Source organism: Micromonospora sp. NPDC004540 (assembly GCF_040610095.1).
GTDB lineage: Bacteria > Actinomycetota > Actinomycetes > Mycobacteriales > Micromonosporaceae > Micromonospora.
On sequence record NZ_JBEXLR010000088.1, the window covers coordinates 1 to 21,761 of the forward strand.

Below are 21,761 nucleotides of genomic sequence, written 5' to 3' on the forward strand. Positions count from 1 at the left end.
GGGCGCGGGGGGGGCGCCCCCCCCCCCCCCGCGCCCCCCCCCCCCCCCCCCCGGCACCTCAACGGCGGGCGGTGCGTCGTAGCAGCGGCACGAGCACGCCGGCGGCCACCAGGTGCAGCACGACGAGCGTCAGGGTCGCCGCCGTGCCCACTCCCCCGCCCAGCGGGCCGAGCAGCGACAGCAGCAGCACCAGGGCGGCCGCGCCGGTCCAGACGGCCCGCGGCCGGGCGGTGAACCGCTCCAGCAGAGCCAGCAGGGCCCACCCCGCCAGGCCGGCGAGCAGGGTGCTGACCCCGACGGCGACCGCGGTCACGGATTGTTCGGTCCCGCCGTTGCGCACGGCGAGGTCCACCCCGGCCACCGGGTCGGCGGCGACCCACACGGCGAGGGTGGCGGCGGTGGCGGCGAGCACCGACAGGGCGCGGTCGCGGCGGCGCACCGGACGGGCGGCGGTGACGGCGGGGACGGGAGCGGTCGTGGTGTCCATCGATGCGTACCTCCATGAGCGGGATCGGTCACCAGGAACGCTAGGCCCGCGCCGGGGTTCGGCGGATCGCGCCGCGGACCGGTTCGCCGCTCCGTCGCGAGGACCAGATCCGGCCCGGATCTCCGTCTGGCGACCGATGAGACGACGGGGTTGCACGGCCTAGCATCCGGGCCATGAACTGCCGGTCCCGCTCCCGTTTCCTGTTGCTGCTCGACGGCGGCATCGCCACCGTGATGCTCGGCGTCGCCCTGACCGTGCTGCTCGCCCCGGACACCCCGCCGACCTCGGCGGGCGGGACCGCCGCCGCGGCCGGCCTCGCCGCCGCGCAGGCCAGCTGTCTGCTGTGGATCCGCCGGCGACCGGGGTACGCGCTGGCGGTGGCCACGCTCGCCGGGGTCGGGCTCGAGGCGCTCTGCCCGCCGCTCGGCTGGCTCGGCCTGGTCACCGTGCCGCTGGCGTACGTCGCGCGGCTCCGCCCGCCCCGGTTCTCGCTGGTCGCGCTGGGGCTGCTGCTCCTCCCGACGCCGTGGGAGCTGGTCACCGGGGGCTGGCGGGACCTGCTGTTCGCGGTGACCGCGCTGGGTCTCGGCTGGGCCCTCGGTGAGCTGCAACGGGGGCACGCCCACCGCCGCCGCGACCGGCAGCGGCAGGTGCTCGCCCACGAGCGGGAGCGGATCTCCCGGGAGCTGCACGACGTGGTGGCGCACCACGTCGCGGTCATCGCCGTGCAGGCCGCCGCCGCCGAGGACGTCTTCGACGCGCACCCGGACCGGGCCCGGGCCGCGCTCGGCGCGATCAACGTGGCGGCCCGGTCCGCGCTCACCGAGCTGCGGGCGATGCTGCACGCGTTGGCCACCGACGACGGCGCGGACCCGGACGGGCCGCAGCCCGGGCTGGCGCAGCTCGACGCCCTCGCCGACGCCGTCCGGGCGGTGGGCCTGGAGGTGACGGTGGACCGGGATGCCGGGGCCGAGGACCTGCCCGGCGGGGTGCAGCTGTCGGCGTACCGGATCGTGCAGGAGTCGCTGACCAACGCGTTGCGGCACGGCCACGCCACCCGGGCCGACGTGAGCGTCCGCTACGACGACGGGATGCTGCGCCTGGCGGTGGTGAACGACGGCACGGCGCCGCCGCGCCGGCCGGGCGTGGGCGCGGGCCGGGGCATCGTCGGGATGCGCGAGCGGGCCCGGCTGCTGGGCGGCACGCTGGAGGCCGGCCCCCTGCCCGCCGGCGGGTTCCGCGTCGAGGCCCGGCTGCCGGTGGCGGTGGCGGTGACCCGGTGAGCGTCCGGGTGGTGATCGCCGACGACCAGGACCTGATCCGCGCCGGGCTCGCGATGATCATCGACGCCCGGCCCGACCTGACCGTGGTCGGCGAGGCGGCCGACGGGGTCGAGGCGGTGGCGGTGGCGAACCGGACCCGCCCGGACGTGGTGCTCATGGACGTGCGGATGCCCCGGCAGGACGGCATCGCCGCGACCCGGGAGCTGGTGTCCGGCGGCAACCCGGCCCGGGTGGTCATGCTCACCACCTTCGACCTCGATGAGCACGTGTACGCGGCGCTGCGCGCCGGGGCCAGCGCCTTTCTGCTCAAGGACACCCGCCCGGCCGACCTGGCCGAGGCGGTGCGGGTGGTGGCCCGCGGCGAGGCGCTGCTGGCGCCGACGGTGACCCGCCGGCTGCTCGACCGGTTCGCCGACCGGCTGCCCGGCACGGGCGCCGACCGGGGGCGGCTCGCCGCGCTCACCGCCCGCGAGGTGGAGGTGCTGACGCTCGCCGCGCGGGCACTGTCCAATGCGGAGATCGCCGAACGGCTGTTCCTGAGCACGGCCACGGTGAAGACGCACGTCTCCGCCGTCCTCACCAAGCTCGGGCTGCGGGACCGGATCCAGGCGGTGGTGTTCGCCTACGACGTAGGGCTGGTCCGCCCCGAGCCGCCGCCCCGCTGACCCGCTCCGGACGGGACCGGGCGCCGGCCGAGCCGGGTGCGGTGCACGCCCTCGCGCAGTTCGTCGTCACCCATCACCAGCCAGACCAGGCCGCAGTCCTGCGGGCCGGTGACGTCGACCTGGCACAGGGTGCACGGTTCGCCGGGGCGGATCGGGCAGGTCGCCGCCGGTCGGGCCGCTCGCGTCGCGGTGCTCACCCCACCAAGGTGCCGCGGGCCCCGGGGGTGCCCGTCAGGGCCGTTGGTCCCCATCTGGGGATCGCGCGGGCGAAACGCGGCGGGCGGCGGCGCGACCGGCGCGACCGGGGCCGAACCGGACAGAGCGGCCGGGACCGTCGGGACGGGACGTTCCGCGCAGGCCGGGACGAGCCGTTCCGCCCCGTTGCCCGGGTGCGACGGGCATGTCCGTCGCACCCGGGCGCGACCGGGAACACGTGACGGCAGCGAATATTTCTCAATTACGCCGAGTGACCGCCGCAACCCTCCTAGTGTTGGCCACACCGGTGCTAGTCACGGAGTTGGCCACCCGAACGACGTCCCACGCAGACAGCGGACGAAAAGTGAGGGAAGACGCGGATGAAGGCAAAGACAGTTCTCGGATCGGCGGCGGTCGGCGTGGGCCTCGGCACACTGCTGCTCCCGGCCGCCGCCCTCGCGGACACCACCGTCTCACCGGCCACCACACCGGTCGGCGGGACCGTCGTGCTCACCACGACGTCGTGCAACCCGAAGGCGGGTGACGCGATCTTCCGCGTCACCGGCCCGAACCGGGACCAGAACGTCAGATCCACCACCGCCGCGGCGGGTGGCGGGCTGAGCGCCGAACTCTTCACCGCCGGGTTCACTCTCGGCACGTACACGGTCACCACCACCTGCGGCGATGGCAGCAACGGTGGCACGGCCACCTTCACCGTCACCCCGATCGGCGGCGCGCAGGCCGGCGCCGGCGGCCGGGACGGCGACACCGGCGTGCTCGTCGCGGGCGGCGCGCTGGCCGCCGCGGCGGTCGCCGGCGGGACGTACGTGATGGTGCGCCGCCGCCGGCGCGCGGGCGCCGTCGCCTGACGGCCCGCCACACCATCCCTGAGCGGGTGCCCGCGCCGGTCCGACCGGCGCGGGCACCGCGTCCACGACGGACGGAGGTGGGACCCTGTCGTCACAGCGCCACCGGACGGACGGGCCGTCGAGAGCCCGCACCGCCGCCATCGTCGCCGCGGTCACCCTGGCCGGCGCCACCGGCGCCGGGCTGGTCGCCGCCGGCCTCGGCACCACCTCGAACCCGCCACCACAGCCGGGCGCCTCGGCCGCGCCGAGCGCGGAGCGCTCCGGCTCGCCCGGACCGGTGCTCCCCCGCTCGGAGCCGCTCCGCGTGGCCATCCCCCGCATCGGCGTCGACGCCGACATCGTCCCCGTCGCCACCGACGACAACGGCGCCCTGGAGGTGCCGCCGCTCGACCACCCGGAGATCGCCGGCTGGTACCGCCGCGGCCCCACCCCGGGCGAGGCCGGCAACGCCGTGCTGGTGGGGCACGTCGACACGCTGCGCGGCCCGGCGGTCTTCTTCGACCTCGGCCGGCTGCGTCCCGGCGACACCGTCGAGGTCACCCGGGCCGACGGCCGGGTCGCGGTGTTCACCGTGGACGGCGTCGGGGCGTACCCGAAGGAGCGTTTCCCCACCGAGCGGGTGTACGGCGGCGGCGCCGAGGCCCGGCTCCGGCTGATCACCTGCGGCGGCCGGTTCGATCCGCGCACCGGCAACTACCCGGACAACATCGTGGTCTTCGCCACCGCCGCCCGCTGACACCGGCCGGACAGTGCCGCGTCGCCGGCAGGCCGTACGGTAGGCCGTCAGTTCCTCGGCGGTGGAGGTGCGCGGTGGGCCGGTCGGCGGCACGGACCCGGTGGGGCGGGCGGCTGCTGCCCGCTCTGATGGCCCGCCTGCTCGGGCAGGTCGACGAGGTGGCCGGGCCGGCGCCGCGCCGGGCCAATCCGGACGCCGTGGTGGACTGCGCGGTCTACGTGGCCGGCCGGCGGGAGCCGGGCCGGCCGCACTACGCCGACGCCTACGACCGGGCCCGCCGCACCCGGCGAGCCTTCGTCTGGCTGGGGCTGCACGAGCCGGGCGCGGCGGTGATGGCCGCGGTCGGGCGGACCTTCGGGCTGGACGAGCTGGCCGTGGCGCAGGCCCTCGCCGACGGGCACCGCCCCACCGTGCAGCGGCACGGCGACGTGACGCTGCTGGTGCTGCGCACGGCGGGCTACGTCGAGCACACCGAACTCACCGCCACCTCCGAGGTGATCGACACGGGGGACGTGATGGTGTTCATCGGCGACCGGTTCGCGCTCACCGTCCGGCACGGCGCGACGGGCGCGCTGACCCCGGTGCGGGAGGACGTGCAGCGCCGGCCGGGCGTGCTGGCCGAGGGGCCGTGGGCGGTGGCGTACGCGGTCTGCGCCCGGATGGTCGACCTCTACCTGGAGGTCGCCGGGCACCTGGAGCGGGATCTGGAACGGGTCGAGGAGAGCGTCTTCGCCCGCGACCGGGACGCCGACATCCAGCACATCTACCAGCTCAAGCGGGAGGTGGTGGAGTTCAAGCGGGCGGTGCTGCCGTTGCAGGCGCCGCTGCGCGCGCTGCTGGAGCAGCGGGGCGAGGGCCCGCCGCCGGCGCTGCACCGCTGGTTCGCCGACGTGGAGAGCCGGCTGACCCGGGCGGTGGACCGGATCGGCTCGTACGACGAGTTGCTCAACTCGATCCTCCAGTCCCGGCTGGCGCAGCTCGCCGTGGAGCAGAACAACGACATGCGCAAGATCGCGGCCTGGGCGGCGATCGCCGCGACGCAGACCGCGGTGGCCGGCGTCTACGGGATGAACTTCGCGCACATGCCGGAGCTGGGCTGGCGGTACGGCTATGCGGGTGCGCTGCTGCTCATGGCGACGGCCGCGGTCACGCTGCACCGGCTGTTCCGCCGCTCCGGCTGGCTCTGAGGGGTCACGGCCGGTCCAGGTCGGACAGTTCGGCGGCGAGCAGCTCGGCGAGGCGGGCCACCCGCCACGGGTCGGACTCGGCCGTGATGCCCCGGCTGGGCATCTCCACGGTCATGAGCAGGTAGAGGTGCAGCCGGTAGAGCCCGAGCCGGCGGCGCGCCCCGGCGTCCAGCGGGAACGGCGCGACCGCCCGGTAGGCCCGCACGAGCGGGTCGCCCGGCTCGTCCTCGGCGCGCCGGAACAGCAGCGGCGACACCAGGTCGAGCAGCGGGTCGCCCCAGAGGTGGCGCTCGCCGTCGACCAGCCCGCTGAGCCGGGGTGTCCCGTCGGGGTCGTCGAGCGCGAGGACGTTGCCGGCCCAGCCGTCGAAGTGCAGCAGCGCCGGGCGGCGGACCGCGTCGAGGACGTGGGCGTGCCGGTCGACCAGCTCGCGGATCCGGGCCGCCGGCACGGGCAGCGGCACGGCCCAGTCCGCCGCGTCGGCGAGCAGGTCGTCGAGCATGGCCGTGTACGCGCCGCGCCAGGTGGGCGCGCCGGTCCGGCCGCCGTCGTAGCCGTAGCGGTCGCCGGTGACGCCGTGCAGCACGGCCAGCGCCCGGCCGAACTCGGCGCGGACCGCGTCCACCTCGGCGCCGGCCCGGGTCAGGTCCCACAGGGTGCGGCCGGGCAGCAGCCCGGTGAGCAGCCAGTCGCCGAGCACCGGGTCGCTGCCGTGGTGCAGCAGCGGCGGCACCGGCACGGCAGGCGCCCGCGCGGCGACGAGCCGCAGGTAGCGTGCCTCCGCCCCGATCATGTCCCGCTCGTAGCGCAGCAGCGGCACCCGGGCCGGCGGCCCCACCTTGAGCACCACGTCCCGCCCGTCGCCGAGGGTCACCCACCAGACGGCGGCGAACCCGCCGCCGGTCAGCGGCCCGCAGTCGGTCACGCCGGGCGTGGGGCCGAGCGACGCGGCCACGTAGCGCCGGATCTGCTCGGGGTCGAGGTGGCGTTGGGTCGGGCTCATGTCCGGCACCACGCTAGCGGCCGAGCCGTGCGGACGCTGTCCCGAAACCGCCGGGCGGGGTTCCGTAGGCTGGCGCGCATGATGTGGCGGCGGTACGTGGCGATCGGCGACAGCACCACCGAGGGGCTGGACGACCCGGACGAGGCGGGCGGCTACCGGGGCTGGGCCGACCGGTTCGCCCTCGCGGTGGCCCGCGCCCAGGGCGGCCTGGAGTACGCCAACCTGGCCATCCGCGGCCGCACCACCGGTCGGATCCGGAGCGAGCAGCTGCCGGTGGCGCTGGAGCTGGCCCCCGACCTGGCGACCGTGGTGGCCGGCATGAACGACGTGCTGCGACCGTCGTTCGACGCCGACCGGGTGGCCGAGGACGTGCGCGCGATGCAGCGGGCGCTGGTCGGCCAGGGCGCCACCGTGCTCACCTTCACCCTGCCCGACCCGGTGCCGGTGATGCCGCTGGCCCGCCCGCTGCGCGGCCGGGTGCTGGCGCTCAACGAGGCCGTCCGGGCGGCCACCGCCGAGACCGGGGCCACCCTGCTCGACCTGGGGGCGCACCCGGTGGCCTCGGACCCGCGGCTGTGGAGCGACGACCGGCTGCACGCCAACACCCCCGGGCACGAGCGGATCGCGGCGGCGCTCGCGCACACCGCCGGCCTGCCCGGGTACGACGACGCGTGGTCGCGCCCGCTGCCGCCGGCCGTGCGCCGCACCCGGCACGAGGCGGTCCGGGCCGAGCTGGCCTGGACCCGGCGGCACCTGCTGCCGTGGCTGGGGCGCCACCTGCGCGGGCGTTCGTCCGGCGACGACCGGGTGGCGAAGCGGCCGGTGCCGCTGCCGGTGGAGCTGCCGGCGGCCTGAACAGTCCGACCATGCAGACCTGACGTACCGAACCGGTCAGCGACCTTGCTGGAAGGTTGCCAGGCGGTGAACAGGTGACGAGGATCACTCGGAGGATCGGTCCCCGGCCTCGATGGACGGAGACCTGGCGACAAAGGAGTCCCCCCGATGCCTGATCTCAACCGGCGCAACCTGCTGCGCGGCGCCGCCGCCGCGGCCGGCGGCGCCGTCCTCGGCGGCCCGTTCATCGGGTTCGTGGCGCGCGGCGAGGCCGGCGCGGTCGGCCGGCGTCCGGCACCCGACCCGACCCTGGGGCCGGTGCCCGACCTGCGCGACGGCAAGGTCCGCCTGCACCTGCCCGACGGCTTCCAGTACCGCTCGTTCCACGACACCGAGTTCCCCGTGACGCTGGACGACGGAACCCGGCTGCCCGGCCGGCACGACGGCATGGGCGCCTTCCGCGGGCCGGACGGCACCGTCCGGCTGGTCCGCAACCACGAGGTGAACAACCCCGGCCCCGCCTTCGGCGACGCCGCCGCGGCGTACGACCCGATGGCGCAGGGTGGCACCACCACGGTCGAGGTCACCCGCCACGGCGAGGTCCGTCGCTCGTGGACCAGCCTGAACGGCACCATGATGAACTGCTCCGGCGGTCGGATGCCGTGGGGCAGCTGGATCACCTGCGAGGAGACGGTCAACGGGCCGGACGTCGGTCCGGACTTCACCGGCACCTCCAACGTGCCGCTCACCCAGCCGCACGGCTTCATCTACGAGGTACCCGCGGACGGACAGTCGGACCGGGCGCCGGTCACCGCCGCCGGCCGGTTCGCGCACGAGTCGGTGGCCTACGACCCGCGCGGTGGGCACCTCTACCTCACCGAGGACAACTTCGGCTTCCCGTCCGGCTTCTACCGGTACACGCCCCCGGTGGACCCGATGAGCTCCGGCCGGCTGGCCGACGGGGGCCGGCTGCAGATGCTCGCGGTGCGCGGCCGCCCCAACCTGGACCTGGCCGCGGCGCAGCGGCCGCACGCGACGTACCCGGTGCAGTGGGTGGACATCGAGGACCCGGCGCCGCGGTTCCCGTACACCCCGGGGCAGGTCGCGCCGACGACGAACGACCAGGCGCTGACGTACGTCTCGCGGCAGGGCTGGGACCGGGGCGCCGCGTACTTCTCCCGGCTGGAGGGGTCGGCGTACGACGACGGCGTCATCTACTTCACCGCCACCCAGGGCGGTGGCCCCGCGGAGACGTCGACCGGCCCCGTCGCCGACGGATACGGCAACGGGCACGGCCAGGTGTGGGCGTACGACTGCCGGGCGCAGGTGCTGCGGTTGGTGTACGAGTCGCCTGGGCCCGACGTGCTGGACTTCCCGGACAACGTGACCACCAGCCCGCGCGGCACGCTGGTGGTCTGCGAGGACAACGTGAACGACAACTACGTGCGTGGGCTCACCCCGCGCGGCGAACTGTTCGACATCGCGTTGAACCGGTTGGTCAGCAGCACCGGAGCGGACCGGTCCAACGACGAGTTCGCCGGCTCCACCTTCAGCCCGGACGGACACACCCTGTTCGTCAACATCCAGGCGAGCCGGGGTATGACGTTCGCGATCTGGGGTGACTGGTCCCGGATCGGGGTCTGAGCCACCGGCCGCGGCGGGTGGGCACCCCACCCGCCGCGGCCGGGTCAGGGCGGAGGCGCCACCGTCCTCAGCGCTCGATCGGCCGGCGGCTACGCCCCCGCTTCAGCTCGAAGAACCCGTCGGTGCCGGAGACCAGCAGGACCCCGTCCCAGAGCCGGCCGGCGTCCTCGCCGCGCGGGATCGGCGCCACCACCGGCCCGAAGAACGCGTTGACCCGCCCGTCGGCGTCGGTGACGTGGATGGTCGGCGTGCCGAGGTCCTCGCCGACGGGGGCCAGCCCGGCCCGGTGGCTGGCCCGCAGGGCCTCGTCGTGGTCGGTGACGTCGGCGGCGTCCGCCAGGTCGACGGAGAGGCCGACCTCGGTCAGCGCCGCCGTGTACAGGTCCCGGCCGATCGGGGCGCGCTCGTGGTGGATCCGCTCGCCGAGCGCGGTGTAGAGGTCGCCCAGCACCTCCGGGCCGTACTTCTGCGCGGCGGCCACGCAGACCCGGACCGGGCCCAGGCCCGGCTTCAGCCATTCCCGGTACCACTCCTCCAGCCCCTCGCGCCCCTCGTTGAGCAGGGACAGGCTCATCACGTGGAAGCGGATCGGCACGTCGCGAACCCGCGCCACCTCCAGCAGCCAGCGGGAGGCGTTCCAGGCCCACGGGCAGCGCGGGTCGAACCACATGTCGGCGGTGGGCATCGTCGTCTCGGTCCCTTCGCGGGGTGTCGGTTGCCGAGTCGACGGTAGGCCGGGAAATGGCCCATCAGCAGAGCCAATCCACGCGCCGATGATTGGGCCGATTCGGCACCCTCAGGCCCGCTTCAGCAGCTCCCCGCGTTCCGCCTCCACGGCGGCGAGCCGGGTGTCCAGCTCGGCGGCGCGCAGCTCGAGCACGCGGCGCAGGGCGGCCACCTCGCCCTGTGACCGGCTGCTCTCGTCCAGGGACCGCTCGACGCGGCGCAGCACGACGAGGTCGGTGAGCAGGTTGTCCATCCAGATGTCGGTGAACCGGGTCAGCTCGCCGACCTCCCGCGCGGACGGGTCGGGAGCCGGCCCCGGCAGGTCGGCCAGCTCGGTCCGGAGCGCCGCGAGCGCCCGGTCCACCCGTGCGGACGCGTCGGCCGCCTCGTCGAGGATGTCGTGCTTGACCATGCTGGTGACCAGGCCACCGCCCATCACGTCGTACGTCGACCAGTCCGCCGCGCGGCTCAACAGCTCCCGCAGGTGGTGCAGGGCCCCCTCCGCGTTCCGGGCCGCACCCACGGCCTCGGTCAGTTCCCGGTGCTCCGCCGTCAGCCGGCCACGTTGTTCGGCCAACTCCAGCAGCCGCGGCCGGCGCGGATCGTCGGAGGCGGTGAGCAGGCGCTCCCGTTCGTCGAGCAGCGCCGCGTACTCCCCCGGCGCCGTGGCGATCCGACGGCGGCGGGCCTGGGTCCGCGCCGACTCGTCCCGCAGGGCCGCGAGCAGCCGCTCGGCCTCGGCGAGCCGCAGCCGGGCAGCGTCCGCCTCGGCGCGTTCCCACGCCAGCGCGTCGTCGCGATCGCCGCGGACCGCGGCCAGCACCCGGCTCAGGGTGAGCCCCTCCAGGCGCTCGACGTCGGCCTGCTCGGCGTCGAGCCGCTCGCGTAGGGCGGAGACGGCGGCGCGCGCCGCGCCGATCCGCACGGACAGCTCCCGCAGCCGCTGCCCGGCCAGGTCGTGTTCCCGGATCGCCGTCGCGGCTGCCGCGAGACGCTGGTCGAGGTCGTCGTCCATGCCGTCATTGCACTACCGGTTCGCAAACACCGACGGCCGGTGGCGTTCCCCGCGCCGGGTTTGACCACCGGCGCGGCGGGAAGACACGCGCGCCGCGCGGGCCGGCCGGCCCGACGTCGCCGGACGCACCCGTTCGGGCCGCGGCGGACCGCGAGGAGGAACGATGGCCCAGGCGGCCACCAGACCGAGGAGCGCCAGGAAAGCCACCGGGGCCCGCAAGGCGCCGATGCCGAACAAGGTCGCGGCGAAGAAGGTCGCGACCGCCACCAGGCGGGCGACCGCGGCGACCGCCGCCAAGACCCCCGGCGAGAAGCCGACCCCGACCACCGCGCGGGCGGCGCGGAAGAAGGACACCGCGGCCACCACCGCCACGCCCACCCGCAGGCCCACCGCCAAGGCGGTCGCCGCGAAGAAGGCCACCACGGCGGCCAAGAAGGCCCCGGCCGCCAAGGTCGCGGCCAAGAAGGCTCCCGCCAAGAAGGCAGCGGCGAAGAAGGCCCCGGCCAAGAAGACCGTGGCCAAGAAGGCGCCCGGCACCAGGAGGACGGTGAAGAAGGCCCCGGCCACGCGAACCACGGCGAAGAAGGCTCCTGCCGCCAAGGGCACGGCCCACGCCACCACCGTCAAGAAGGCCGCCGACCGCGCCGCCAAGGCCCAGCGGGTCGCCGCGACCCGTACGCCGGCGAAGAAGGCGACCACCATGGAGTCGTTCGGCAACCGGCGGACGGCCCGGACGAGCGCCCGGTGAGCCGTCGGCGAGAATGATCCGGTGGCGAAACGCGGTGCCCGCCGGAGCGCGGCCGACCCGACCAGCGGGGCCTGTCCGTGCGGCTCCGCCCTGCCGTACCCGGACTGCTGCGGCCCGATCCACCGGGGCGCCTCGGCGGCGGCCACCGCCGAGGCGCTGATGCGTTCCCGGTACAGCGCCTTCGCCGTGGGCGACGCCGAGCACCTGCTGCACAGCTGGCACTCCACCACCCGGCCGCCCCGGCTGCGGCTGGACCCGGGCACCCGGTGGACCCGGCTGGAGGTGCTCGACACGGACCGGGGCGGGTTGTTCGACACCGAGGGCACCGTCCGGTTCCGCGCGCACTACCGGGAGGCCGGCCGGCCCGGCACGGTGGCCGAGCACAGCCGGTTCGTCCGGGAGGACGGCCGCTGGGTCTACATGGACGCGCTACCCGACTGACCGCCGGCCGCGGCGCCCGTCAGGGGCCGACCGTGGCGCGCACCGGCAGGCGGAGTCGGGTGACCGCCGCCCGGACCAGCTCGTCCGGCGGCGCCGCCACCTCCAGCACCACGCCGGACTCGTCCGGCCCCAGGTGCTCCAGGATCGCCCGCTGCGAGTCGAACAGGCTGGCCGGCATGTAGTGGCCGACGCGCCGGTCCAACCGGTCCCGGATCAGCTCGGCGGCCCCGTCCAGGTGCAGGAACTCCACGTCCGCCGGCCCCTGCCGCAGCACGTCCCGGTAGGGGCGCTTCAGCGCCGAGCAGGTCAACACGGTGGACACCCCCTCGGCGTGCCGGTCCGCCATCCAATCGGCCAGGGCGCGCAGCCAGGGCCAGCGGTCCGCGTCGTCCAGCGGGATGCCGGCGCGCATCCGGGCCACGTTGGCCGCCGAGTGGAACTCGTCGGCCTCGGCGAACCGCAGGCCGGTCAGCTCGCTGATCCCTCGGGCCACCGTCGTCTTGCCCGCGCCGGACACGCCCATCACCACGACGTGCCGGGTGGGCAACCGCTCACCAGTCATGGACGGTGCCGTCCATCAGCCGGTTGAACGGCAGGTACGCCGGCTGGTACGGGAACCGGGCCGCCGCCTCCTCGTCGAGCTCCACCCCGAGGCCGGGCTGCTCGCCCGGGTGCAGGTAGCCGTCGGTGAAGGTGAACGACTGCCGGAACACCTCGTTGGTGAGCGGGCCGTGCTGCATGTACTCCTGGATGCCGAAGTTGTGGATGGCCAGGTCCAGGTGGAGCGCGGCGGCCATGCCGACCGGCGAGATGTCGGTCGGGCCGTGGATGCCGGACTTGATCTGGTACTGGGCCGCGTAGTCGAGGAGCTTGCGCATCGCCGTGATGCCCCCGGTGTGGGTGACGGCGGACCGGACGTAGTCGATCAGCTGTTCCCGGATGAGCGTCTGGTAGTCCCACACGGTGTTGAAGACCTCGCCGATGGCCAGCGGGGTGGTGGTGTGCTGGCGGACCAGGCGCAGCGCCTCCTGGTTCTCGGCCGGGGTGCAGTCCTCCAGCCAGAACAGGTCGTACGGTTCGAGCGCCTTGCCGAGCTTCGCGGCCTGGATGGGGGTCATCCGGTGGTGGCCGTCGTGCAGCAGCGGCAGCTCGGGGCCGAACTCGTTGCGGACCGCCTCGAACACGTCGGGCAGGTGGCGCAGGTACGCGCGGGTGTCCCAGTCCTCCTCGGCGGGCAGCGGGATGCGCTGGGCGGGCTCGTAGTCGTACCGCTTGCCGTCGACGCTGGGCTGGGCTGCGACGCCGTACACGGCGTTGATGCCGGGCACCGCGGTCTGCACCCGGATCGACCGGTACCCCTGCTCCAGGTGCGCGCGGATGGAGTCGAACAGCTCGGGCAGGTCCCGCCCGGAGGCGTGCCCGTATGCCATGATCCCGGTCCGGGAGGCGCCGCCGAGGAGCTGGTAGAGCGGCATCCCGGCGGCCTTGGCCTTGATGTCCCAGAGCGCCACGTCGACGGCGGCGATGGCGGCCATGGTCACCGGGCCGCGCCGCCAGTAGGCCGACCGGTACAGGAACTGCCAGGTGTCCTCGATGCGGTGCGGGTCGCGCCCGATGAGCAGTGGGACGACGTGGTCGGCCAGGTAGGACGCGACGGCCAGCTCCCGGCCGTTGAGGGTGCCGTCGCCCAGCCCGGTGAACCCCTCGTCAGTGGTGATCTTGAGGGTGACGAAGTTGCGGTCGGGGCTGGAGACGATCACTTCCGCTGCGACGATCTTCACGCGGGTGCCTTTCTCGGGGTGGGTCCGCTGTCGGGGCGGGTCAGCGAAGGGTGCTGCCGGGTTGCCGGCCGTCCAGGAGGGACAGCTCGTCCCGGCGGGGCAGGGCCTCCCAGTCGCCGGATCCGGCGACGGCGAAGGCGCCGAGGGTGACCGCGCGGCGCAGCCGCCCGGCCAGGTCGAGCCCGTCCAGGTGGCCGGAGAGGTAGCCGGCCGTGAAGGCGTCCCCCGCGCCGACGGTGTCGACCGCCGTCACGGGCAGCGCCGCCGCGTCCCGGCGGCCCTCGCGGGTGTACGCCCGCGCGCCGTCACCGCCGAGCTTCACCAGCACGGTCGACACGCCCCGGGCCAGCAGCCCGGCCACCAGCGTCTCCTCGTCCGCGCCGGGCGCGCCGACCAGGTCCAGCTCGTCGGCCGAGGCGACCACCACCGAGGCGTGCCCGGCGAGCGGGGTGAGCACGGCCCGCGCGGCGTCCCGGGACCAGAGCTTCGCCCGGTGGTTGACGTCGAGGCAGACCAGCGTCCCGGCCCGGGCGGCGGTCTCGGCCGCCCACACGGTGGCCGCCCGGGCGCGGTCGGAGAGCGCCGGGGTGATCCCGGTCAGGTGCAGCACCCGGGCGCCGGCCGCCAGGGCGGGCCGCAGGTCGTCCACGCCCAGCGCCGATCCGGCCGAGCCGGCCCGCTGGTAGAGCACCCGGGTCAGGTCGGCGGTGCGCCGTTCCAGGAACATCAGCCCGGCGGGGCGCTCGGCGTCGCGGACCACGTGCGTCACGTCGACGCCCTCGGCACGCAGCTGGCGCAGCAGGAAGCCACCCAGCTCGTCGTCGCTGACCCGGCCGGTGAAGGCCGCCCGGTGGCCGAGCCGGGCCAGCCCGATCGCCACGTTGGCTTCCGCCCCGGCCAGGTGCGGGGTGAGCGCCCCACCGGTCGCGAGCGGCCCGGTCGAGCGCAGCGAGACCAGCGCCTCGCCGAAGGTCAGCAGGTCGACGCCGGTCATGCGACGGCGGCGAGGTAGGCGCGGGCCCGCTCGCGCAGGGCGTCGAGGTCGGCGGCGCTCATGAGGCGGCGGCGAGGTAGGCGCGGGCCCGCTCGCGCAGGGCGTCGAGGTCACCGCCGGAGGCCGCGTCGCCCACCAGCGGACCGCCGACGCCGACGGCGACCGCCCCGGCGGCGAGGTAGCCGGGCATCTCGGCCAGGCCCACCCCGCCGACCGCGACGAACGGGATGTCCGGGAACGGGTCGCGCAACGCCTTGAGGTACGCCGGCCCGCCCAGCGAGGCCGGGAAGAGCTTCACGGCGGCGGCTCCCGCCCGGACCGCCGCGTACGCCTCGGTGGGCGTGAGCGCGCCGGCGGCCACCGGCAGCCCGCGGCGGACCGCCTCGCCGATGGAGTCGACGACGGCGGGGGTGACGACGAACTGCGCCCCGGCCGCGGCCACGTCGGCGACGGCGGCCGGGGTGAGCACCGTGCCCGCGCCGACCAGGGAGCCGGGCGGGGCGGCGGCCCGGATCGCGGCGATGGCGTCGAGCGCGCCGGGCGTGGTCAGGGCCACCTCGACCACGCGGACGCCCTCGGCGAGCAGGGCGGTGCCGGTGGCGATGGCGGCGGCCGGGTCGGTGCCGCGGATGACCGCCAGCAGGCGGGTGGCGGCGAGTTCGGCGGTGAGGTCGAGGGTCATGGTCACCATTCCGCGTAGGAGCCGTCCCGGTGCCGCCACATGGGGCTGCGCCAGGCGTGGCCGCGCTGGTCGGCGGCGCGCACCGCCGCCTCGTCGATCTCGATGCCCAGGCCGGGTGCCGTGAGCCGCTCGACGTAGCCGTCCACGAAGGTCAGCGGCGTCTTGTCGAGGCAGTAGTCGAGCACCTCGGCGCCGAGGTTGTAGTGGATGCCGATGCTCTGCTCCTGGATCAGGTAGTTCGGCGTGGCGAAGCCGACCTGGAGGCAGGCCGCGAGGGCGATCGGGCCGAGCGGGCAGTGCGGGGCGAGCTGGACGTCGTACACCTCGGCCAGCGCGGCGATCTTGCGCACCTCGGTGATGCCGCCGGCGTGCGAGAGGTCCGGCTGGGCGACCGCGATGCCGGCCTGGAGGACGGGCAGGAACTCCTGCCGGCTGTAGAGCCGCTCCCCCGTGGACACCGGCGTGGTGGTGGAGCGGACGAACTCGCCGATCAGGTGCGAGTTCTCCGGCACCACCGGCTCCTCCAGGAAGAACGGCCGGTAGGGCTCGAGCAGCGGGGCGACCCGGCGGGCGCTGGCCAGGCTGAACCGGCCGTGGAAGTCGACCGCGACGTCCCGGTGGTCACCGAGCACCTCGCGGGCGGCGGCGACCCGCTGGACCACCCCGTCGAGTTCGGCCACCGAGGCCACCGCGCTCATCCGGCCGGAGGCGTTCATCTTGACCGCGGTCAGGCCCGTCTCGACGGCGGCGCTGATCTGGTCGCGGACCTCGCCGGGCTCGTCGCCGCCGACCCAGCCGTACACCCGGATCCGGTCCCGGACCGGGCCGCCGAGCAACTGGTGCACGGGTGCGCCCCAGTGCTTGCCGGCGATGTCCCAGAGCGCCTGGTCGAGGCCGGCCACGGCGCTGGCCAGGATCGGCCCGCCCCGGTAGAACGACCCCTTGGTGAGCACCTGCCAGTGGTCCTCGATGCGCAGCGCGTCCCGGCCGACCAGCAGCTCGGCGAGCTGGTCGACGGCGGCGCGGACGGTCTCGGAGCGCCCCTCGCAGGTGGCCTCGCCCCAGCCGACGATCCCGGACTCGGTCTCCACCCGGACGAAGAGCCAGCGGGGCGCGACCAGGAAGGTCTCGATGCGCGCGATGGTGGTCACGGTGCTCAGCCCTTCGTCGCGCCGGCGGTGAGGCCGGAGACCACGTACTTCTGCACGAACAGGGCGATCACCATGATCGGCAGGGTGACCACGGTGGCCGCGGCCATCAGGCCGCCCCAGTCGATGCTGGCATAGCCGACGAAGTCGAAGATCGCCACCGGCAGGGTCTTGGTGTCCGCGCCGGAGAGGACCAGGGCGAACATGAAGTTGTTCCAGGAGAAGATGAAGGACAGGATGCCGGCGGTGGCGATGCCCGGCACGGACAGCGGCAGGGTGATCCGCCGGAACGCGCCGATGTGGGTGAGCCCGTCGACCAGCGCCGCCTCCTCCAACTCCTCCGGCAGGCCGTCGAAGAAGCCCATCATGATGTAGACGATCAACGGCAGCGAGACGAACATGTGGCTGAGGATCAGCACGGTGAAGCCGCCGACCAACTGCAGGTTCGAGAAGACGTAGTACCAGGGCACCAGGAGCGACACGCCGGGGATGACCCGGGCCATCAGCACCACGAGGGCCGACTTCTTCATGTTGAACCGGCTCATCGAGTACGCGGCCGGCACGCCGAGGATCAGCGACAGGACGGTGGCGGCGAACGCCACCCAGAGGCTGTTGCCGATGAACTGGACGTAGTGCGACTGCTTGAGGACGTTGGCGTAGTTGTCCAGGGTGGGCGAGAAGACCAGCGCCTTGCCGGTGTCGTAGATGTCGACGTTGGTCTTGAACGACGCGGCGATCATCCAGAGCAGTGGCGTGACCAGCGACAGCACCACGACGACGAGGGCCACCACCCGGAACACCCGGTACGCGGGACTCGCCTTCATCGCTTGGCCTCCTTGCGCCGGGCGGTCAGGGCCCACATCGACCCGATGATGATCAGGAAGAAGAGGATGAGGACGGTGGACGAGACGCCGTACTCGTTGTAGTCGAAGCTCAGCCCGTAGGCGTACACGTTCAGGGTCTCCACCTCGTGGAAGGAACCGCCGCCGCGGCCCTTGGTGGCGTAGAGGATGTCGAAGGTCTTCAGCGCGTCGATGCCGCGCAGCAGGATGGCCACGATCACCGTGGGCATCAGCAGCGGCAGGGTGACGTGCCGGAACCGCTGCCAGGTGCTGGCGCCGTCGATCCGCGCCGCCTCCTGGGGTTCCTCGGACAGCGAGCTCAGCCCGGCGAGCAGGATCAGCACCACCATCGGGGTCCACTGCCAGACGTCGATGAAGATCGTGGTGGGCAGCGCGGAGTGCTGGCCGGCGAGCCATGGCTGCGGGCCGATGCCGACCCAGCCGAGCACCTGGTTGGCCAGGCCGATGTTCGGGTCGAAGATGAGCCGCCACATCATGCCGACCGCGACCGGGGTGGCGACCAGCGGCATGAGGATGGCTACCCGAACCCACTTCTGGCCCTTGAACGGCCGCCACAGCAGCAGCGCGACGGCCATGCCGAGAACCACCTCGAACAGCAGCGCGACGAGGGTGAAGCCGGCGGTACGGCCGACCGCCGGCCAGAACCGGTCGGTGTCCGACAGCACGTCGAGGTAGTTCTGGAAGCCCACGAACTCGCTCTCGGCGCGGACGGACCCCTCGGCGTCGGTGAGGCTGAGCCAGGCGGTCCAGCCCAGCGGGATCACGATCAGGGCGGCGACGAAGACCATCGCGGGCGCGGCGAACAGCCACTTGCGGTGGTCGTTGGCCCAGCGCGCCCAGCCGGGCGTGTCGGGCATGACGCCGGCGCTGCCGGGTGCGCGGCTGGGGGTGGTGACGGTTGCCATGGGATCTCCGGGGTGGGCGGACCGACAGGGGTACGCGGGTGGTGGGGCGAGCCGCCCCACCACCCGCGCGCGTGTTACTTGGCCTCGTCGTCCAGGAACTTCTGGAAGGCTTCGTTGGCGGTGTCGGCCGCGGCCGCCGGGTCCTTGCCGGTGATCGCGTCGACGATCGGCTGACCGACGAGCTCGCGGGCCTGGCCCACCTTCACGACCACGGGCCGGTCGTGGGCGACGCCGCCCTGGGTGCTCGCGTTGATGGCCTCGACCAGGTCCTTCGGGTAGTTCGCGGTGCCCTCCGGGTTGGCCCAGACCGAGGTACGGGCGCTCGGCACACCGGCCTTCTGCTGAGCGAGGGTCTGCTCCTTGCCGGTGGCCCACTCGATGAACTTCCAGGCGTTGCTCTTGTTCTTCGAGGCGTCGTTGACGCCCAGCGCCCAGGAGGGGATGTTGTACGGCTTGGAGCCGGCCGGGCCGGCCGGGAACGGCGCGAAGCCGACGGTGTCGGACACCTTGGACTTGGCCGGGTCGGTGGCGTTCTTGTAGAGCGAGTTGGCCTCGGTGTAGAAGGCGGCCTTGCCCTGGGTGAAGATGGCCATCGCCTCGGGCCAGCTCATGTCGGTGCTGACGTTGGCCGGGCCGCTGTCCTTGATGAGCCCGCCGTAGAAGGCGTACGCCTGCTTGGCGGCGTCACTGTTGACGGTCGCCTTGCCGCTGCCGTCGACGAAGTCACCGCCGAAGCTGTACAGGAAGCTGGAGAACTGGGTGACCGCCGGCGACTTGCCGGTCCGGGCGACGAAGCCCGCGGTGCCCGGGACGCTGGCCTTGATCTTGGCGGCGGCGGTCTTCAGCTCGTCGAGGGTCTTCGGCGGGGCGCTCAGGCCGGCCTTGGCCAGCAGGTCCTTGCGGTAGTACAGGACCTCCTGCTCGGTGATGATCGGCACGCCCACCGACTTGCCCTCGTACGTGGTGGCCTCGACCGGGCCGGACTGGAAGTCGGAGTAGTCCCAGTCCTTGCTGGACTTGGCCTGGTCGGAGAGGTCGGCCAGGTACTTGTTCTTGGCGAAGAGCTTCCCCTCCTGCAGCGGCCGGTACATCATCACGTCGAGGTCGGACGAGCCGGCGTTGAGCTTGACGTTGTACTGGTCGGAGAGCTGGTCCTCGCCGAGCTGGGTGATCTCGACCTTGAGCCCGGTCTGCTTCTCGAACTCGGGCAGGGCCGCCTTGATGTTCTCGGTCCAGACGTGGTTCGCCAGGGTCACGCGCACCGTCTTGGACGCGCCGCTGTCGTCGCCACCGCCGCCGCAGGCGGCCAGGCCCATGGCTGCGACCACGGCCAGAGACGTACCGAATATCGATCGACGTCGCACGTCATCTCTCCTTTTCTCGTGGTCGCCGCCCCGGGGGAAGAGCGCCACAACGCTGTAACGTCCGCTTAACGACGGGATGCTAGGCCGAAAAAGCTGATTTATTCAAGGGGTGATCACCAACTGATATGATCCGACCGTGGATCAGACCTCCTCCTCCGGGGGCGAGACCGGGCTGCACGCCCGCGTACTCGACGAACTCGGCACCGCCGTCTGCGGCGGCGACCTGCCCGCCGGCTCGGTGCTCAACATCGACGAGCTGGTCGACCGGCACGCGGTCTCCCGGTCGGTGATCCGCGAGGTCCTCCGGGTGCTCGCCTCGATGGGCCTGATCGAGACGCGTCGCCGGGTCGGCGTCCTGATCCGCCCCGCCGAGGCGTGGAACGTCTTCGATCCGCAGGTGATCCGCTGGCGACTGGCCTCCGCCGGCCGGATGGCGCAGCTCCGCTCGATCACCGAGCTGCGGACCGCGGTCGAGCCGCACGCCGCCTGGCTGGCCGCCGGCCGGATCTCCCCGGACGACGCCAGCGACCTGGTGGGGATCGCCGCGAAGATGTGGGCCGCCGGGCAGGCCGGCGACGAGGACCGGTTCCTGCGCCTGGACATCGAGTTCCACCGGCGGGTCCTCGCCGCATCCGGCAACGAGATGTTCGGCAAGCTCCGGGAACTGGTCGCCGAGGTGCTCACCGGCCGGCACCACTACCACCTGATGCCGCACCACCCCGACCAGCAGGCGTTGCAGCTGCACGCCGACGTGGCCTCGGCGCTCCAGCGCCGCGACGGCGAGGCGGCCCGCCGGGCCATGGTGCAGATCATGGAGCAGGCGTTCGACGAGATGAAGTCGATGTGGGAGCAGACCACCGAGCCGAGCCGGTGAGCTGACCCTCTCCCCATCCGGGCGGTCGGCGGCGTACGCTGGGCTCGGCGCAGTCCCGCGCCCCACCTCCAGCCCGGTGCTCACGCCACCGGCTCCGCGGAGGCAAAGGGGGCCCCGAGCCCTCGGGACGCGGTGCCGTCCGGCCCACCCGACATGCGCCACCTGCCCACGGCGAGGTCGACCGGGAGCGTGAGTCCCTGCGACCGCGCCGTCGACAGGGAGCATGTGATGACGAGTCAGAGGTCGTTCAAGTCCCGGGTACGCGCCCGGATGGCCCGCACCGGCGAGAGCTACACGACGGCCCGCCGGCAGTTGCTCGCCCGGGCCACGGCCGACCCCGCGCCGGCCCCCGACGTGGCCGCCGGCCGCGGCCAGCAGGATCGGATCTCCGCCGCGCTGCTGCGCGAACGGACCGGTCACGACTGGGACGAGTGGTTCGCCCGGCTCGACACGTGGGGCGGCGCCGCGCGGACCCACACCGAGATCGCCCGCTGGCTGGTCACCGAGCACGAGGTGCCGGGCTGGTGGGCGCAGACCGTCACCGTCGGCTACGAGCAGGCGCGCGGTCTCCGGGCACCCGGCCAGCGCCGTGGCGGCGGCTTCGAGGCCACCGGAAGCCGCACGGTGGCGGTGCCGGTGGCGGCGCTGTTCGAGGCGTTCGCCGACGAGACGCTGCGCCGGCGGTGGCTGCCCGACGTGGCCGTCCGGGTCCGAACGGCCACCGCACCGAAGAGCTTCCGCGCGGACTGGGCCGGCGGGCCGAGCCGGATCGCCGTCGGCTTCACCGCGGTGAGCGAGAAGAAGGCCCGGGTGGCCGTGCAGCACGAGAAGCTCACCGACGCCGCGGAGGCCGACCGGCTCAAGGCGTACTGGCGGGACCGCCTCGCCGCCCTGAAGCAGCTGCTGGAGCATGGGGAGCCGACCCGATGAGCGCCGCGACGTTCGTGAACCTGCCGGTGGCCGATCTCGACCGGGCGGTCGAGTTCTTCACCGCCCTGGGCTTCACGGCCGGGCCCCGGCAAACCGGCGGGGACAGTGCCCAACTCAGCCTCGGCGAAGCCACCCACCTGATCCTGCACACCCCGGCGGCCTTCGCCGCGTTCGCCGGGGCCGGGGTGTGCGACACCGCCACCAGCCGGGAGGTGATCGTCGGCCTCGGCGTCGATCTGCGGGAGCGGGTGGACGCGCTGGTCGACGTGGCCGTCCTCGCGGGTGGCACCTCGCTCGGCCCCGGTCAGGACCTCGGGTTCATGTACATGCGCGGGTTCCGGGACCTCGACGGCCACCAGTGGTCGTTCCTGCACGTGCCCGGCTGAG

General features: G+C 74.1%; 25 protein-coding genes. 12 read left to right on the top strand and 13 right to left on the bottom strand.

Features of this window, described 5'->3' with window-relative positions; translation table 11 throughout:
• Positions 1–58: 58 nt before the first annotated feature.
• Positions 59–487, bottom strand: coding sequence for a DUF6069 family protein (locus tag ABZV78_RS24425; RefSeq protein WP_355642085.1), 429 nt, complete (start codon positions 485–487; stop codon positions 59–61).
• A gap of 173 nt (positions 488–660) precedes the next feature.
• Here ABZV78_RS24425 and ABZV78_RS24430 point away from each other — a divergent pair, with 173 nt between their 5' ends.
• Positions 661–1,770, top strand: coding sequence for a histidine kinase (locus tag ABZV78_RS24430; protein WP_355642087.1), 1,110 nt, complete (start codon positions 661–663; stop codon positions 1,768–1,770).
• Entirely contained in the window at positions 1,767–2,435 is a 669-nt protein-coding gene (locus ABZV78_RS24435) for a response regulator transcription factor (RefSeq protein ID WP_355642088.1), read from the top strand. The genes ABZV78_RS24430 and ABZV78_RS24435 overlap by 4 nt, the downstream gene beginning before the upstream one ends.
• On the opposite strand, the gene ABZV78_RS24440 is transcribed toward ABZV78_RS24435, so the two are convergent.
• Positions 2,393–2,632, bottom strand: a complete 240-nt coding sequence (locus ABZV78_RS24440) for a DUF6767 domain-containing protein (RefSeq protein ID WP_355642090.1) — start codon at positions 2,630–2,632, stop codon at positions 2,393–2,395. The genes ABZV78_RS24435 and ABZV78_RS24440 overlap by 43 nt on opposite strands.
• Positions 2,633–3,010: 378 nt before the next feature.
• Between ABZV78_RS24440 and ABZV78_RS24445 the strand changes: the two genes are divergently transcribed.
• From ABZV78_RS24445 to ABZV78_RS24455, 3 genes are all read left to right on the top strand, one after another.
• Entirely contained in the window at positions 3,011–3,499 is a 489-nt protein-coding gene (locus ABZV78_RS24445) for a hypothetical protein (protein WP_355642092.1), read from the top strand.
• Between the two features lie 85 nt (positions 3,500–3,584).
• Positions 3,585–4,235 carry a class F sortase gene (locus ABZV78_RS24450; RefSeq protein WP_355642135.1) on the top strand — a complete coding sequence of 217 codons (651 nt, stop codon included), beginning with the start codon at positions 3,585–3,587 and terminating at the stop codon, positions 4,233–4,235.
• A gap of 74 nt (positions 4,236–4,309) precedes the next feature.
• A complete protein-coding gene (locus ABZV78_RS24455; RefSeq protein WP_355642094.1) occupies positions 4,310–5,422 on the top strand; it encodes a magnesium and cobalt transport protein CorA in 1,113 nt (370 codons plus the stop codon).
• A gap of 4 nt (positions 5,423–5,426) precedes the next feature.
• Here ABZV78_RS24455 and ABZV78_RS24460 read toward each other — a convergent pair whose 3' ends face one another.
• A complete protein-coding gene (locus ABZV78_RS24460) occupies positions 5,427–6,425 on the bottom strand; it encodes a phosphotransferase (RefSeq protein WP_355642096.1) in 999 nt (332 codons plus the stop codon).
• A gap of 78 nt (positions 6,426–6,503) precedes the next feature.
• Between ABZV78_RS24460 and ABZV78_RS24465 the strand changes: the two genes are divergently transcribed.
• Together ABZV78_RS24465 and ABZV78_RS24470 are read left to right on the top strand one after the other, a co-directional pair.
• Positions 6,504–7,280, top strand: a complete 777-nt coding sequence (locus tag ABZV78_RS24465) for an SGNH/GDSL hydrolase family protein (protein ID WP_355642098.1) — start codon at positions 6,504–6,506, stop codon at positions 7,278–7,280.
• A 147-nt stretch (positions 7,281–7,427) separates the two neighbouring features.
• A complete protein-coding gene (locus ABZV78_RS24470; protein ID WP_355642100.1) occupies positions 7,428–8,903 on the top strand; it encodes an alkaline phosphatase PhoX in 1,476 nt (491 codons plus the stop codon).
• Positions 8,904–8,970: 67 nt separating this feature from the next.
• On the opposite strand, the gene ABZV78_RS24475 is transcribed toward ABZV78_RS24470, so the two are convergent.
• On the bottom strand, positions 8,971–9,588 hold the full coding sequence (locus ABZV78_RS24475) for a DsbA family protein (protein WP_355642102.1): 618 nt from the start codon (positions 9,586–9,588) through the stop codon (positions 8,971–8,973).
• Positions 9,589–9,699: 111 nt separating this feature from the next.
• Positions 9,700–10,644 (bottom strand): hypothetical protein, encoded by a 945-nt coding sequence (locus ABZV78_RS24480; protein ID WP_355642104.1) that lies wholly within the window; start codon positions 10,642–10,644, stop codon positions 9,700–9,702.
• Positions 10,645–10,870: 226 nt separating this feature from the next.
• Here ABZV78_RS24480 and ABZV78_RS24485 point away from each other — a divergent pair, with 226 nt between their 5' ends.
• Entirely contained in the window at positions 10,871–11,392 is a 522-nt protein-coding gene (locus ABZV78_RS24485; RefSeq protein WP_355642105.1) for a hypothetical protein, read from the top strand.
• Between the two features lie 21 nt (positions 11,393–11,413).
• Positions 11,414–11,833, top strand: coding sequence for a YchJ family metal-binding protein (locus tag ABZV78_RS24490; protein WP_355642107.1), 420 nt, complete (start codon positions 11,414–11,416; stop codon positions 11,831–11,833).
• 19 nt (positions 11,834–11,852) lie between these two features.
• Here the strand turns inward: ABZV78_RS24490 and ABZV78_RS24495 are convergent, their stop codons facing one another.
• The 8 genes from ABZV78_RS24495 to ABZV78_RS24530 form a co-directional block, all read right to left on the bottom strand.
• Positions 11,853–12,395, bottom strand: a complete 543-nt coding sequence (locus ABZV78_RS24495) for a gluconokinase (protein ID WP_355642109.1) — start codon at positions 12,393–12,395, stop codon at positions 11,853–11,855.
• Positions 12,385–13,614 (bottom strand): D-mannonate dehydratase ManD, encoded by a 1,230-nt coding sequence (manD, locus tag ABZV78_RS24500; protein WP_355642111.1) that lies wholly within the window; start codon positions 13,612–13,614, stop codon positions 12,385–12,387. Before manD ends, ABZV78_RS24495 begins: the two co-directional genes overlap by 11 nt.
• Positions 13,615–13,654: 40 nt before the next feature.
• Positions 13,655–14,608: a sugar kinase gene (locus ABZV78_RS24505; RefSeq protein WP_355642112.1), complete on the bottom strand. Its 954-nt coding sequence runs from the start codon at positions 14,606–14,608 to the stop codon at positions 13,655–13,657.
• Positions 14,609–14,666: 58 nt separating this feature from the next.
• Positions 14,667–15,290 carry a bifunctional 4-hydroxy-2-oxoglutarate aldolase/2-dehydro-3-deoxy-phosphogluconate aldolase gene (locus tag ABZV78_RS24510; RefSeq protein ID WP_355642114.1) on the bottom strand — a complete coding sequence of 208 codons (624 nt, stop codon included), beginning with the start codon at positions 15,288–15,290 and terminating at the stop codon, positions 14,667–14,669.
• A gap of 2 nt (positions 15,291–15,292) precedes the next feature.
• Positions 15,293–16,441 (bottom strand): galactonate dehydratase, encoded by a 1,149-nt coding sequence (dgoD, locus tag ABZV78_RS24515; RefSeq protein WP_355642115.1) that lies wholly within the window; start codon positions 16,439–16,441, stop codon positions 15,293–15,295.
• Between the two features lie 5 nt (positions 16,442–16,446).
• The gene (locus tag ABZV78_RS24520) at positions 16,447–17,262 is read right to left on the bottom strand and encodes a carbohydrate ABC transporter permease (protein ID WP_355642117.1); all 816 of its coding nucleotides are present in this window, start codon (positions 17,260–17,262) and stop codon (positions 16,447–16,449) included.
• Positions 17,259–18,206, bottom strand: coding sequence for a sugar ABC transporter permease (locus ABZV78_RS24525; protein WP_355642119.1), 948 nt, complete (start codon positions 18,204–18,206; stop codon positions 17,259–17,261). Before ABZV78_RS24525 ends, ABZV78_RS24520 begins: the two co-directional genes overlap by 4 nt.
• Before the next feature lie 74 nt (positions 18,207–18,280).
• Complete coding sequence (locus ABZV78_RS24530) at positions 18,281–19,570, bottom strand: sugar ABC transporter substrate-binding protein (protein ID WP_355642121.1); 1,290 nt, start codon at positions 19,568–19,570, stop codon at positions 18,281–18,283.
• 136 nt (positions 19,571–19,706) lie between these two features.
• On the opposite strand from ABZV78_RS24530, the gene ABZV78_RS24535 reads away from it, so the two are divergent.
• The 3 genes from ABZV78_RS24535 (at position 19,707) to ABZV78_RS24545 (ending at position 21,760) form a co-directional block, all read left to right on the top strand.
• Entirely contained in the window at positions 19,707–20,444 is a 738-nt protein-coding gene (locus ABZV78_RS24535) for a FadR/GntR family transcriptional regulator (RefSeq protein ID WP_355642123.1), read from the top strand.
• Positions 20,445–20,672: 228 nt separating this feature from the next.
• Positions 20,673–21,374 (top strand): DUF4287 domain-containing protein, encoded by a 702-nt coding sequence (locus ABZV78_RS24540; protein WP_355642125.1) that lies wholly within the window; start codon positions 20,673–20,675, stop codon positions 21,372–21,374.
• Entirely contained in the window at positions 21,371–21,760 is a 390-nt protein-coding gene (locus ABZV78_RS24545; protein WP_355642127.1) for a VOC family protein, read from the top strand. Before ABZV78_RS24540 ends, ABZV78_RS24545 begins: the two co-directional genes overlap by 4 nt.
• Position 21,761 lies beyond the last annotated feature (1 nt).

What these genes read in the sequence shown, in the direction of transcription:
- ABZV78_RS24445 (WP_355642092.1), top strand. Translation starts at nt 3,011, where the DNA reads ATGAAGGCAAAGACAGTTCTCGGATCGGCGGCGGTCGGCGTGGGCCTC.
- ABZV78_RS24430 (WP_355642087.1), top strand. Translation starts at nt 661, where the DNA reads ATGAACTGCCGGTCCCGCTCCCGTTTCCTGTTGCTGCTCGACGGCGGC.
- ABZV78_RS24485 (WP_355642105.1), top strand. Translation starts at nt 10,871, where the DNA reads ATGCCGAACAAGGTCGCGGCGAAGAAGGTCGCGACCGCCACCAGGCGG.
- ABZV78_RS24525 (WP_355642119.1), bottom strand. Translation starts at nt 18,206, where the DNA reads ATGGCAACCGTCACCACCCCCAGCCGCGCACCCGGCAGCGCCGGCGTC.
- ABZV78_RS24540 (WP_355642125.1), top strand. Translation starts at nt 20,673, where the DNA reads ATGACGAGTCAGAGGTCGTTCAAGTCCCGGGTACGCGCCCGGATGGCC.
- ABZV78_RS24425 (WP_355642085.1), bottom strand. Translation starts at nt 487, where the DNA reads ATGGACACCACGACCGCTCCCGTCCCCGCCGTCACCGCCGCCCGTCCG.
- ABZV78_RS24475 (WP_355642102.1), bottom strand. Translation starts at nt 9,588, where the DNA reads ATGCCCACCGCCGACATGTGGTTCGACCCGCGCTGCCCGTGGGCCTGG.
- ABZV78_RS24505 (WP_355642112.1), bottom strand. Translation starts at nt 14,608, where the DNA reads ATGACCGGCGTCGACCTGCTGACCTTCGGCGAGGCGCTGGTCTCGCTG.
- ABZV78_RS24470 (WP_355642100.1), top strand. Translation starts at nt 7,428, where the DNA reads ATGCCTGATCTCAACCGGCGCAACCTGCTGCGCGGCGCCGCCGCCGCG.
- ABZV78_RS24465 (WP_355642098.1), top strand. Translation starts at nt 6,504, where the DNA reads ATGATGTGGCGGCGGTACGTGGCGATCGGCGACAGCACCACCGAGGGG.
- ABZV78_RS24510 (WP_355642114.1), bottom strand. Translation starts at nt 15,290, where the DNA reads ATGACCCTCGACCTCACCGCCGAACTCGCCGCCACCCGCCTGCTGGCG.
- ABZV78_RS24480 (WP_355642104.1), bottom strand. Translation starts at nt 10,644, where the DNA reads ATGGACGACGACCTCGACCAGCGTCTCGCGGCAGCCGCGACGGCGATC.
- ABZV78_RS24495 (WP_355642109.1), bottom strand. Translation starts at nt 12,395, where the DNA reads ATGACTGGTGAGCGGTTGCCCACCCGGCACGTCGTGGTGATGGGCGTG.
- ABZV78_RS24460 (WP_355642096.1), bottom strand. Translation starts at nt 6,425, where the DNA reads ATGAGCCCGACCCAACGCCACCTCGACCCCGAGCAGATCCGGCGCTAC.
- ABZV78_RS24520 (WP_355642117.1), bottom strand. Translation starts at nt 17,262, where the DNA reads ATGAAGGCGAGTCCCGCGTACCGGGTGTTCCGGGTGGTGGCCCTCGTC.
- ABZV78_RS24545 (WP_355642127.1), top strand. Translation starts at nt 21,371, where the DNA reads ATGAGCGCCGCGACGTTCGTGAACCTGCCGGTGGCCGATCTCGACCGG.